We start from the raw sequence: 11,289 nt of genomic DNA on the forward strand, positions 1-11,289 counted from the left end.
TTGTCAGAGCTCTGCCCGCGGATCGCTCCGCTTGGGAAACTGGCTTACTTCTTGGCGTTCTGATTGGCCACCGGCTCGCCCTTGACCCGAACATCGGCGATCGTCGAGCGCAGCGCCGTCACCTTGGTGCCGCCGCCAAGGTCGATCTCAAGCTCATTGTCGTCGATCACCTTGGTCACCTTGCCGACGAAGCCGCCGCCGGTGATGACCGTGTCGCCACGGCGCACGGCCGAGATCATCTCCTGGCGCTTCTTCAACTGGGCGCGCTGCGGCCGGATGATGAGGAAATACATGATCACGAAGATCAGAACGAACGGGAGTATCATGCCGATATCCCCGAACGGACCAAGCGGAGTTCCGGTAGCTTGGGCGTATGCCGGTGTGACGAACATCAAGAACTCCTGGGATATGAACTGGGATACGAAAAAGGGCCACGAGACGGCCCCGCCAAATTTGGCCGGAATATAGTGGGTAAAGTTGCCAATGCAACTGCGAGGCCTGGCTTTCGGCTGCTTTTCCGGCCGGTTGACCCGTGTTAGAGCATGCTCCCGGAAAGCCGGCGTGGTTTTCGCAAAAGATCATGCTCAAACAAAAGCTTGGAAGCGGTTTTCATGCAGCTTCCACCAGGACGATTTCCGCCCCTACGCACGTTCGTGCAGAAACATAAAAGACGAGACATGACCGACAGCACCATCGAGGCCCTGAACCAAAAGCTCGACCGCCTGATCGAGGCGGTCACCCGCCTCGCCCCGCCGCCGGTGCCGCAGACCGATCTTGCCGTGGCCGATTGCTTCGTCTGGCAGGCCGACCCCGGCTATCTCGAGCCGGTGCGCAAGGTCAATCGCGTCGACATCGGCCTGATCCGCGGCGTCGACCGCGTGCGCGACATTCTGGTCGAAAACACCGAGCGCTTCGCCGCCGGCCACGCCGCCAACAACGTGTTGCTGTGGGGTGCGCGCGGCATGGGCAAATCCTCGCTGGTCAAGGCCGTGCATGCGCAGATCAACGCCCAGGCCAAATCCGACCTGCCGCTCAAACTGATCGAGATCCACCGCGAGGATATCGACACGCTGCCCAGGCTGATGGGCCTGCTGAAGGCGGCGCCGTTTCGCTTCATCCTGTTTTGCGACGACCTCTCCTTCGACCATGACGACACCTCCTACAAGTCGCTGAAGGCAGCCCTTGAAGGCGGCGTCGAGGGCCGCCCGGCCAATGTCATCTTCTACGCCACGTCGAACCGCCGGCACCTGTTGCCGCGCGACATGATCGACAATGAGCGCTCGACCGCCATCAACCCGTCCGAGGCGGTCGAGGAAAAGGTTTCGCTGTCCGACCGTTTCGGCCTGTGGCTCGGCTTCCACAAATGTTCGCAGGACGAATATCTCGACATGGTCAACAGCTATGCCAGCCATCACGGGCTCACTATCGACCCGGAGCAGCTGCGCGCCGACGCCCTGGAATGGGCAACGACGCGCGGCAGCCGCTCGGGCCGCGTCGCCTGGCAGTTCGCCCAGGATCTGGCCGGCCGGCTCGGCAAGCCGCTGAACGACTGATTGATTTGCGTCAGGTCACTGAAAAAGCCCGCCCCTTGCGGAGCGGGCTGAGCCGGCGGGCCGGACTGGAGGTCAGACGGCCTGCAAAACGTTTATTGTTCTATTCGAGATAGCCAGAGGGGTCGACCGGGGCCGAGTTCTTGCGCACTTCGAAGTGCAGTTTCGGCGAGTCGGTGGTCCCGCTCATGCCCGACAGCGCGATTTCCTGGCCGCGCTTGACCTTCTGGCCGCGCTGCACCTCGATCGACCTGGCGTGACCATAGACGGTGACCAGCCCGTTTTCGTGGCGCACCAGAACCGTATTGCCGAATTCCTTGAGGCCGTCGCCGGCATAGATGACCACGCCGTTTTCGGCCGCCTTGACCGGCGTCCCCTCAGGCACGGCGATGTCGACACCATCCTTGCCGCCACCAAAATTGGAGATGACGCGGCCACGCACCGGCCAACGCATCTTGCCGATGCCGGTGGCATCGGGCGCAACAGCATCGTCGTCCTCGGCCTGCTGGATAACCTTGGCGTCCTTCTTCGGCGGCGTGTAGGTGGCGAGCGTCTCCGTCGGCTTTGCCGCCGGTTGGGTGGTCGCGGTCGTCACCGGATCAACTTTGGCCGGCTTGGCGCTGGCGACCGTTGCGGTGCCACCTGCCGGAACCTTCAGCGTCTGGCCGATCTTGAGCAGGCCGTCTTGCATGCCGTTCGCCTGCTTCAGCGCCACGATGCCAACGCCGGTCTTCCTGGCGATGGAGGACAGGCTGTCGCCCGACTGGACCGTGTAGGTGCCCGCGCCGGCTTTTGGCGCGGCCGAGGCAGTCTGCGCCGGCTTGTCGGTCTTCGGCTTGTTCGCTGCCGAAGCGTCAACCTGCGCGGCGGACTTGCCGTCCTTGAGTTTCGGCTGCTGCGGCAGTACGGCGATCTTCTCCGGCGCCGGCGCCTTGGGGCTGTTTGCCGGCTTGCCGTCGGCAACTTTCGGCTCGGTCCCCTTGCTCGAATAGGCATAGGCCGGGATGACCAGCTTCTGGCCGGTCTTCAGCCCCTTGGTGGCGCTCAAGCCGTTGACCTTCATGATGACGTCGGCCGGCACGTGATAGCGATGGGCGATGCCGGAAATGGTCTCGCCGTCCCTGACGACGATCTCCGTGGCGTGCGGCGTGCCGGCGGCAACTGGTTTCGGATCGGAGTCACCGGCATTCTTGAACGGCCTTGCCGGCTGCACGGTGCCGGTGGTCGTCCTGTCGACATGCGGTGCCGGCGCAAGTGCAGGCGCGGAAGCGGTGCGCATCGGAGCGGCTTTGGGCGCGCTTGGCGGCGGCAGCTGCTGGACGGTGACCGGCTCCAGGCTGGAGCGGCTGACCGACTGGTTATGGCTGCCATCGACAGGTGCTGCAGCGATCGGCTCGGGCGCCACATCGCCCGGATAGGGCTGCGCGGTGCTCTGCTTGTCGATGATGGCGCGCTGATTGTTGGTCGAGGAGGTGAAGACGTCGTCGACACCGTTGAACCGCGAGACCTGGGAGCTACACCCCGCTGCCATTCCGGCTAGCATGAGGACAGCGCAGCCCCGCGACAGAGTACGCCCGTTTGCCTTCATAACACTGAATTGCATCGCACTAACCCGCAGACCCGGTACACACTGGTCATGATTAAAGCGCGTTAATGTTACTGGCGGGTTAACCCCATAGAATCAGACGCGAATTTTCTTAAAACATTTTCGAATGCGCCGAAGCTGCGTTGATTCAGATCGGCCCGAGTCGAAAATGACAGGTTCTGAGAACCGGCCTACGCCGGCCGTAGCCTTCATAGAGCGGAGGCATTTATGACGGCTTCGGCCGGCGAAGGCCGGAGCGGAGCGTACTCAAACACGTGAGCACCGGAAGCGCAGGAAGCTGGCATTTGCAGGCCGGCCTCACCTGAATATCAGTTCACCTAAATAACCGCCGCGACGCTGCGCAGGATCGGCTGCAGGCGCACGGTGCCGATATCCTCGCGCTCGAAGCGGCTGCCGACCTTGGTCAGCTTGGCCAGCACCTGCTCGCCCTCCTCCGGCCCGATCGGGGCAATGACGATGCCGCCGCTCGACAATTGGTCGAGCAGGAAGCGCGGCAGGCTGTCGAAAGCCGCCCAGGCTACGATGCGGTCGAACGGCGCTTCGTTGGCAAGGCCGGTGGAACCATCGGCCTGGCGCACGATGACATTGCCGATGCAGAGCGCCTCGAAGCGTTGCCTGGCCTGCTCGGCCAGCGTCTTGTAGCGGTCGACGCTGACGATCCGAGCCGCGAGCCGCGACATCACCGCTGCCGTGTAGCCCGAGCCGGTGCCGATCTCGAGCACCCGGTTGCCGGGCTCTATTGCCAGGGCCGCAATCACCGCCGCCTGCAGATCGGCGCCCTCGATCGCCTCGCCGCATTCGATCGGCAGCATGCCGTCCGACCAGGCGATGGAATGGAACTGGCCGTTGAGGAAGCCGCGCCGCGGCGTCGCCTCGAAGGCTGCGATCAGCGCCTTCGGCACCGCGCCTTGGCCGCGCAGGCGCAGCAGGAAAGCGGCAAAACCCTCGCGATCGTCGAGCGGCAAGTTCATGCCAGAACCTTCTTCATGCGAACACCTTATTCAGACAGCGCCTTGGTCAGTTGGTCACGGATTTCATGCGCGGTGAGGTCAAGCTGCAGCGGCGTCACAGACACGAGCCGGTTGCGCAGAGCATGGAGATCGGTGCCCTGCTTGCCCTCGACCGGCTCGCGGCCGAAGCGCAGCCAGTAATAAGGCAGGCCGCGCCCGTCGCGGCGCTCGTCGACCCACAGGCTGTGCACCAGCTTGCCTTGCGACGTCACGACGGTGCCGGCGACCTCGTCAGGCAGACAGTTGGGAAAGTTGACGTTGAGCAGCACACCGTCCGGCAGCGGCATGGCGACGAGCTTTTTCAGCAGCGCCGGCGCCAGCGCTTCGGTGGTCTCGTAGGGAACGACGCGGTCCTCGCCGACATAGGAATAACCCTGGCTGAGTGCGATCGAGCGGATGCCGAGCAGCGCGCCTTCCATGGCGCCGGCGACGGTACCGGAATAGGTCACGTCGTCGGCGATGTTGGCGCCGGAATTGACGCCCGACAGGATCAGGTCCGGCGCGCCTGGCAGGATCTTCTTGACGCCCATGATGACGCAGTCGGTCGGCGTGCCGCGCACGGCGTAGTGTTTCTCGCCGATCTTGCGCAACCGGAGCGGCTCCGAGATCGACAGCGAATGCGCGTAGCCGGACTGGTCCTGCTCCGGCGCCACCACCCAGACATCGTCCGACAGCGTGCGGGCGATGCGTTCGAGCGACGCGAGGCCCTCCGCATGGATGCCGTCATCATTGGTCAGAAGAATGCGCATTATTTCGATTCGATCTTCGCCAGACCGCCCATATAAGGCCGCAGCACTTCAGGAATGGTTACGCTGCCATCCTCATTCTGGTAGTTTTCGATGACGGCAATCAGCGCACGGCCGACAGCGGTGCCCGAACCGTTCAGCGTGTGCACAAAGCGGTTGCCCTTGCCGTCCCTGTCCTTGTAGCGGGCATCCATGCGCCTGGCCTGGAAGTCGCCGCACACTGAACAGGACGAGATCTCGCGATAGGCGTTCTGTCCCGGCAGCCAGACCTCGATGTCGTAGGTCTTGCGCGCGCCAAATCCCATGTCGCCCGTGCACAGGACCATGGTGCGGAACGGCAATTCCAGTCGCTTCAGCACCTCTTCGGCGCACTGCGTCATCCGCTCGTGCTCGGCGAGCGAAGACTCCTGGTCGGTGACCGAAACCAGCTCGACCTTGTAGAACTGGTGCTGGCGCAACATACCGCGCGTGTCGCGGCCGGCGGAGCCCGCTTCCGAGCGGAAGCACGGCGTCAGCGCCGTATAGCGCAGCGGCAGCTTTTCATGGGCCGTGATTTCTTCGCGCACCAGGTTGGTGAGCGGGACCTCGGCGGTTGGAATCAACCCGAGCCGGCCATCGCCATGCTGCACGAAGAACAGGTCGTCCTCGAATTTCGGCAGCTGGTTGGTCCCGAAAAGCACTTCGTCGCGCACCATCAGTGGCGGGATGACTTCTTCATAGCCATGCTCGGTCGTGTGCAGATCGAGCATGAACTGGCCGATGGCGCGCTCCATCCGCGCCAGCCCGCTCTTCAGCACGGTGAAGCGTGATCCCGACAGCTTTGCCGCCCGCTCGAAATCCATCATGCCGAGCGCTTCGCCGATCTCGAAATGCTCCTTCACCCAGTTCGGCCGAGTCGGCACCTCGCCGACGATATGCTTGACGACATTGTCGTGCTCGTCCTTGCCGACCGGCACGTCGTCGAGCGGCACATTCGGCAGCACCGCCAGCGCATCGTTCAGCGCCTTGTCGAGCTCGCGCTCGCGCGCCTCGCCATTCTGGATGAAGGTCTTGATATCGCCGACTTCGGCCTTGAGCTTTTCGGCAAGTGCCGTGTCGCCCGAACGCATGGCGTTGCCGATCTCCTTCGAGGCGGCGTTGCGGCGTTCCTGCTTGGTCTGCAGCTCGGTGACGTGCTCGCGCCGCGCTTCGTCCTTCTTGATCAGCTCATCGACCGTGGACTGCGCCTCGTCAGCCGACCACGAGCGCTTGGCCAGCGCCTCGACAAGGGCCTTCGGGTTGTCGCGAATCCATTTGATATCAAGCATGGTTGGTTCGTCCTCAGAATAAGGCTGAGGGGGTAAACCGCATCCTTCATCGATGCAAGATGAGGGTCAGCGGCTGTCGCGTTTTTCCGCTAACGCGGATACCCGAACGCGACAGCCTATGAACGAGCCTGCTTTGAGGACGCGTCCGCCGCCTTTTCGGCCACGGCTTCGGCGGCTTCCTGCTTCTCGCGCGCCAGCTTCTGCTTGACCTGATCGCGCTCGATCAGCCGGGCCGCCCAGATCGACACCTCGTAGAGCAGGATGGTCGGGATGGCCAAACCGATCTGGCTCATCGGATCAGGCGGCGTCAGCACCGCCGCGACGACGAAGGCGATGACGATCGCCCATTTGCGCTTCTCGGCCAGCGCCTTCGACGACAGCATGCCGACGCGCGTCATCAGGCTGGTCACCACCGGCAGCTGGAACACCAGGCCGAAGGAGAAGATCAGCGTCATGATCAGGCTGAGATATTCCGACACTTTCGGCAGCAGCGAAATCTGCACCTGGTCGTCGGTGCCGGCCTGCTGCATGGCGAGGAAGAACCACATCACCATCGGCGTGAAGAAGAAATAGACCAGCGACGCTCCCATCAGGAACAGGATCGGCGATGCGATAAGGAACGGCAGGAACGCGTTGCGTTCGTTCTTGTAGAGGCCTGGCGCGATGAATTTGTAGATCTGCGTGGCGATCAGCGGAAAGGCGATGACCATGCCGCCGAACATGGCGAGCTTGACCTGGGTGAAGAAGAATTCCTGCGGCGCCGTATAGATCAGCTCGACCTTGTGCGGATCGAGCCCGGCCCACTGCGTGGCCCACTTGAACGGAACGACCAAAAGATTGAACAGCTTCTTGGCAAAGAAGAAGCAGACGAGGAAGGCGACGAAGAAACCGCCGATCGACCAGATCAGCCGCCGGCGCAGTTCGATCAGATGCTCCATCAGCGGAGCCGACGACTTCTCGATCTCGTCCTTTTCGCTGTCCGTAATGCTCACTTGGCGGCCCCCGCCGTCTTCTTGGACGCGGGCTTCGTGGCCGGCGCAGGCTTCGGCTCAGCCTTTGCGACTGCCTTCGGTGCCGCAGCGGGCTTGGTGGCGGCTTTTCCGGGTGCAGCCTTGGCGGGCGCCGCTGACGGCTTGGCCGCAACCTTCGCCGCAGGCGCCGGCTTTGCCGGTGCTGCCTTGGCTGCCGTTGTTTTGGTTGCCGGGGCCTTTGATATCGCAGCCCCCTTGGCGCGCGCGTTTCGTGGCGCTGCTGTTGCTGCAGCCGGTGTCACCACGGCCTCGTCGGTCATCGCCGGAAGGATCGGCGCCGCCGGCGCTGTTTCCGGTCCGTTGAGACCCGGCATCACCGTCGCGCCGTTCTTGAGCGGCTCGGCCGCCTGTGGTGTTTCTGCCGCGGGCGTTGCGGGATCGACGGCGGGCTTCGGCTTCATCACCGCATCGACGCCGGAGCGAACCTCTGCTGCCGCCTGTTCGAACGGATTGAGCTGCTTGCGGATCTCGGCCGCCGGATTGAGGCCGCGCAGCGTATCGACCGACTTCTTGACGTCGTCGAGCTCGGCTTCCTTCAGCGCCTCGTTGAACTGCTTCTGGAAGTCGGAGGCCATGGCACGCAGCTTCGCCGTCGTGCGGCCGAAGGTGCGCAGCATATTGGGCAAATCCTTGGGTCCGACGACCACGATCATGACGATCGCGATCACCAGCATTTCGGTCCAGCCGACTTCAAACATGGCAATCAGTTCCGACTAGTGCTTGTCGCCCAAGAGTGCGAAGCGGCTTTTGGACACGACTTGCTCAAAAGCAACAACCTCGGGCTCAGCTCTTGCTGGCCTTTTCCTTCACTGCCGAAACGGTCTCGTCCGGGCGGTGCTCGACGGTGCGCTTGTCTTCGGCGGTATCGTCGTCGGCCATGCCCTTCTTGAAGCTCTTGATGCCCTTCGCCATGTCGCCCATCAGCTCGGGTATCTTGCCGCGGCCGAACACCAGCAGCACGATCACCAGCACGATCATCCAGTGCCAAATCGAAAATGAACCCATTGTAACTCTCTCTCGAATGTTTTCCCTGGCGATGATCTATGCGTTTTCGCGTTGGGATTCAAACACAACAGCGACAAAGTTTATGAAGGCGCGGCTTATGTCACGCATTTTCGGCAAAGCTGCCCGCTACCAATCGGCGCATCTACCGCAGCAATGCAGCTTTTTGACAGCGGCTTGCGGTCAATCTTCCGTGACGCGCGGCGTCAGCAGGCCGAGTTCCTCGAGATCGATGTCGGTCAACGCATCCTCGTCCTCGGTCAGCGCGTCCGGATCGGCCGGCGGCAACGGGATGGCGAAATTCGACGGCATGCGGCCGGAGAGCAGCCCTGCCCCCTTCAGTTCGTCCATCCCGGGAAGATCGCGGATCTCCTCCAGTGCGAAATGGTCGAGGAAAGTGTCTGTCGTGCCGTAGGTGACGGGACGGCCGGGCGTGCGGCGGCGGCCGCGCATGCGCACCCATTCCGTTTCGAGCAGCGTATCCAGCGTGCCCTTCGAGGTCTCGACGCCTCTGATGTCCTCGATCTCGGCGCGCGTCACCGGCTGGTGGTAGGCGATGATCGCCAGCACTTCGAGCGCGGCGCGCGACAGCTTGCGCTGCTGCACCGTGTCGCGGCTCATCAGGAAGGCGAGATCGCCGGCGGTACGGAACGCCCAGGCATCGCCGACCCGAACCAGATTGACGCCGCGCCGCGCATAGATCTGCTGCAGCTCAGCCATGGCAGCGGCAATGCTGATGCCATCGGGCAATCTGGCTGCGAGCTGCTTTTCGCTGACCGGCTCGGCGCTGGCGAACACGATCGCCTCGGCCATGCGTATGGCTTCGGCCATATGCAGCCGTTCGCCAGGATTCAGAAGCAGGGTATCAGTCGGGTCCTGGGCGATAATGCCCTCCTCGGTCTCTTCTTCGACCTTGAACGGAATGACCGAAGCGTTGGCGCGTTCGCTCATGATGCCACCTCGACTGCCTTGATTGGTTGCGCGCGGCCGCGCAGATAGAGCGGCGCGAACACCTGGTCCTGTCGCATCTCGATGCTGCCTTCGCGCACCAGTTCCAGCGACGCCGCGAACGAGCTGGCAATCGCGGTACGCCGTTCGTCCGGGCTGGTCAGGTAATTGATCAGATAGCTGTCCAGCGCCGTCCAGTCGCGCAGCGAGCCGATCAGCCGGGTCAGGATATCGCGCGCATCCTTGAGCGACCACACGCCACGCCGGGCAATTGTCACATTGGTGATCGCCTGTTTCTGGCGCTGCTGCGCATAGGCGGTGAGCAAATCGTAGAGCGAGGCCGAATAGGCGTTACGCTTCTCGACGATGACCATTTCAGGCATGCCGCGTGCAAACACGTCGCGGCCGAGCCGGTTGCGGTTGACCAGCCTTGCCGAGGCGTCGCGCATGGCCTCCAGACGCTTCAGCCGGAACTGCAGCACCGCGGCCAGTTCCTCGCCGCTTTCGCCTTCCTCGCCGGGCTGCTTGGGGATGAGGAGCTTCGACTTGAGGAAGGCCAGCCACGCCGCCATCACCAGGTAGTCGGCGGCAAGCTCAAGCCTTAGCGCCCTCGCCGTCTCGACGAAGGTCAGATATTGCTCGACCAGCGCCAAGATGGAAATCCGCGACAGATCGACCTTTTGGTTGCGGGCGAGATGCAGCAAGAGGTCGAGCGGACCTTCGAACCCGGCGACGTCGACGACCAGCGACGGGTCGCCGGTGACCCGTGAATCGTCGTTCTCGGCCCACAGACGGTCCATCGGTGCGGCCTTCGCAGCCTTGCTGTCCAATGTCTCCGCCACTTGTTCCTTTACCTCTGGTTAAAGCATGATGCCGAAAAGTGTGAAGCGGTTTTCGGACGACATCATGCTCTCTCTATCTAATTTAGAGACGGATTCAGATTTCAGGTCGAACAGACCTGAAATCATCCGTCTCTAGGCCACCGCATCGAAATAGGTGGCAAACTCGGCGCGTATCTCGGTTTCGTCGGCCCGGTCGCGATCCCTTATATAGGTCAGCGCCCGCTTGGCGCGCTCCAGCGACGTCCCTTCAAGTCCCGTGGTTCGCGATGCGATGCCCGCCATCTCCTCGAAAACGCCATTGCAGTGAAGGACCAGATCGCAGCCCGCCGCAAGGATCGAGGCCGCCTTTGTCGGGAAATCCCCAGAAAGTGCCTTCATCGAGGTGTCGTCGCTCATCAACAGCCCGTCGAAGCCGATCTCGCGGCGGATGATCTCGTCGATGACCTTGCCTGAGGTGGTCGCTGGGTTGTTCGGATCGATGGCGCTGTAGACGACATGCGCCGTCATCGCCATCGGCAGATGGCTAAGCTCGCGGAAAGGGGCGAAATCATGCCGCTGCAGGTCGCTCAGGGAGGCATCGACCACAGGCAGTTCGAAGTGCGTGTCGGCAAAGGCGCGTCCATGGCCCGGAATGTGCTTCATGACCGGCAGCACGCCGCCCGACATCAGCCCTTCCGCTGCCGCCCGGCCGAGTTCGATGACCGGGCGCGGTTCCTTGCCATAGGCGCGCGCGCCGATGACGTCGCTGGCGCCCTCGATCGGCACGTCCAGCACCGGCAGGCAATCGGCAGAGATACCGTAGCGCAACAGGTCGAAGGCGTGCAGCCGTGCCATCAGCCAGGCAGCCCGGGTGCCGGCATCATGGTCCTTGCGCCACAATGCGCCGAGCGCACCGCCGGCGGGATAGTTCGGCGCCAGCGGCGGCCGCAGGCGCTGCACCCGGCCACCTTCCTGATCGATGAACACCAGCGCATCGGGGCGCCCGATACAGTCGCGCATTTCGGCGACCAGATCGCGGATCTGCTCCGTTTCGCCGATATTGCGCGCAAACAGGATGAAGCCCCACGGGCATTCATTGCGATAGAAACGGATTTCTTCGCGGGTCAGCGATTTCCCGGCACAGCCGAGGATCATGGATTTTGATTCGGTCATTCCGCCAGTTTAGGGCTTCGCGCCGGCAAAGGGAATCTCCCCGGACGGCAAGCGCCTCAACCTCTCGCCCATCCACATGAAAAAGCCGGCGCGAC

At 63.0% G+C, this 11,289-nt stretch carries 12 protein-coding genes; 1 reads left to right on the plus strand and 11 read right to left on the minus strand.

Going from position 1 to position 11,289, the window contains the following annotated elements:
- Window positions 1–44 precede the first annotated feature (44 nt).
- Window positions 45–392, minus strand: coding sequence for a preprotein translocase subunit YajC (gene yajC / locus X730_RS158925; protein ID WP_023667680.1), 348 nt, complete (start codon window positions 390–392; stop codon window positions 45–47).
- Between the two features lie 285 nt (window positions 393–677).
- On the opposite strand from yajC, the gene X730_RS158920 reads away from it, so the two are divergent.
- Window positions 678–1,553, plus strand: a complete 876-nt coding sequence (locus tag X730_RS158920; RefSeq protein ID WP_023825714.1) for an ATP-binding protein — start codon at window positions 678–680, stop codon at window positions 1,551–1,553.
- Between the two features lie 100 nt (window positions 1,554–1,653).
- Here X730_RS158920 and X730_RS158915 read toward each other — a convergent pair whose 3' ends face one another.
- The 10 genes from X730_RS158915 to nagZ form a co-directional block, all read right to left on the minus strand.
- Window positions 1,654–3,153 carry a peptidoglycan DD-metalloendopeptidase family protein gene (locus X730_RS158915; protein ID WP_023825715.1) on the minus strand — a complete coding sequence of 500 codons (1,500 nt, stop codon included), beginning with the start codon at window positions 3,151–3,153 and terminating at the stop codon, window positions 1,654–1,656.
- A 320-nt stretch (window positions 3,154–3,473) separates the two neighbouring features.
- Entirely contained in the window at window positions 3,474–4,127 is a 654-nt protein-coding gene (locus X730_RS158910) for a protein-L-isoaspartate(D-aspartate) O-methyltransferase (protein ID WP_023825716.1), read from the minus strand.
- A 26-nt stretch (window positions 4,128–4,153) separates the two neighbouring features.
- Window positions 4,154–4,915 (minus strand): 5'/3'-nucleotidase SurE, encoded by a 762-nt coding sequence (gene surE / locus X730_RS158905; protein WP_023710683.1) that lies wholly within the window; start codon window positions 4,913–4,915, stop codon window positions 4,154–4,156.
- The gene (gene serS, locus X730_RS158900) at window positions 4,915–6,219 is read right to left on the minus strand and encodes a serine--tRNA ligase (protein WP_023825717.1); all 1,305 of its coding nucleotides are present in this window, start codon (window positions 6,217–6,219) and stop codon (window positions 4,915–4,917) included. Before serS ends, surE begins: the two co-directional genes overlap by 1 nt.
- Window positions 6,220–6,335: 116 nt before the next feature.
- Entirely contained in the window at window positions 6,336–7,211 is an 876-nt protein-coding gene (tatC, locus tag X730_RS158895) for a twin-arginine translocase subunit TatC (RefSeq protein ID WP_023667686.1), read from the minus strand.
- A complete protein-coding gene (gene tatB / locus X730_RS158890) occupies window positions 7,208–7,948 on the minus strand; it encodes a Sec-independent protein translocase protein TatB (protein ID WP_023825718.1) in 741 nt (246 codons plus the stop codon). The genes tatC and tatB overlap by 4 nt, the downstream gene beginning before the upstream one ends.
- 85 nt (window positions 7,949–8,033) lie before the next feature.
- The gene (locus tag X730_RS158885) at window positions 8,034–8,255 is read right to left on the minus strand and encodes a twin-arginine translocase TatA/TatE family subunit (protein ID WP_023681650.1); all 222 of its coding nucleotides are present in this window, start codon (window positions 8,253–8,255) and stop codon (window positions 8,034–8,036) included.
- 180 nt (window positions 8,256–8,435) lie between these two features.
- Window positions 8,436–9,203 (minus strand): SMC-Scp complex subunit ScpB, encoded by a 768-nt coding sequence (scpB, locus tag X730_RS158880; RefSeq protein ID WP_023667689.1) that lies wholly within the window; start codon window positions 9,201–9,203, stop codon window positions 8,436–8,438.
- Window positions 9,200–10,000: a ScpA family protein gene (locus X730_RS158875; protein ID WP_023667690.1), complete on the minus strand. Its 801-nt coding sequence runs from the start codon at window positions 9,998–10,000 to the stop codon at window positions 9,200–9,202. The genes scpB and X730_RS158875 overlap by 4 nt, the downstream gene beginning before the upstream one ends.
- A gap of 174 nt (window positions 10,001–10,174) precedes the next feature.
- Entirely contained in the window at window positions 10,175–11,194 is a 1,020-nt protein-coding gene (nagZ, locus tag X730_RS158870; RefSeq protein WP_023681654.1) for a beta-N-acetylhexosaminidase, read from the minus strand.
- Window positions 11,195–11,289 lie beyond the last annotated feature (95 nt).

This window comes from Mesorhizobium sp. L103C131B0 (assembly GCF_000502275.1).
GTDB lineage: Bacteria > Pseudomonadota > Alphaproteobacteria > Rhizobiales > Rhizobiaceae > Mesorhizobium.

Excerpts from the sequence above, each read along its gene's own strand:
- serS (WP_023825717.1), bottom strand. The coding sequence starts at position 6,219 with ATGCTTGATATCAAATGGATTCGCGACAACCCGAAGGCCCTTGTCGAG.
- nagZ (WP_023681654.1), bottom strand. The coding sequence starts at position 11,194 with ATGACCGAATCAAAATCCATGATCCTCGGCTGTGCCGGGAAATCGCTG.
- scpB (WP_023667689.1), bottom strand. The coding sequence starts at position 9,203 with ATGAGCGAACGCGCCAACGCTTCGGTCATTCCGTTCAAGGTCGAAGAA.
- surE (WP_023710683.1), bottom strand. The coding sequence starts at position 4,915 with ATGCGCATTCTTCTGACCAATGATGACGGCATCCATGCGGAGGGCCTC.
- X730_RS158885 (WP_023681650.1), bottom strand. The coding sequence starts at position 8,255 with ATGGGTTCATTTTCGATTTGGCACTGGATGATCGTGCTGGTGATCGTG.
- X730_RS158875 (WP_023667690.1), bottom strand. The coding sequence starts at position 10,000 with ATGGACCGTCTGTGGGCCGAGAACGACGATTCACGGGTCACCGGCGAC.
- X730_RS158920 (WP_023825714.1), top strand. The coding sequence starts at position 678 with ATGACCGACAGCACCATCGAGGCCCTGAACCAAAAGCTCGACCGCCTG.
- yajC (WP_023667680.1), bottom strand. The coding sequence starts at position 392 with ATGTTCGTCACACCGGCATACGCCCAAGCTACCGGAACTCCGCTTGGT.
- X730_RS158910 (WP_023825716.1), bottom strand. The coding sequence starts at position 4,127 with ATGAACTTGCCGCTCGACGATCGCGAGGGTTTTGCCGCTTTCCTGCTG.
- X730_RS158915 (WP_023825715.1), bottom strand. The coding sequence starts at position 3,153 with ATGCAATTCAGTGTTATGAAGGCAAACGGGCGTACTCTGTCGCGGGGC.
- tatB (WP_023825718.1), bottom strand. The coding sequence starts at position 7,948 with ATGTTTGAAGTCGGCTGGACCGAAATGCTGGTGATCGCGATCGTCATG.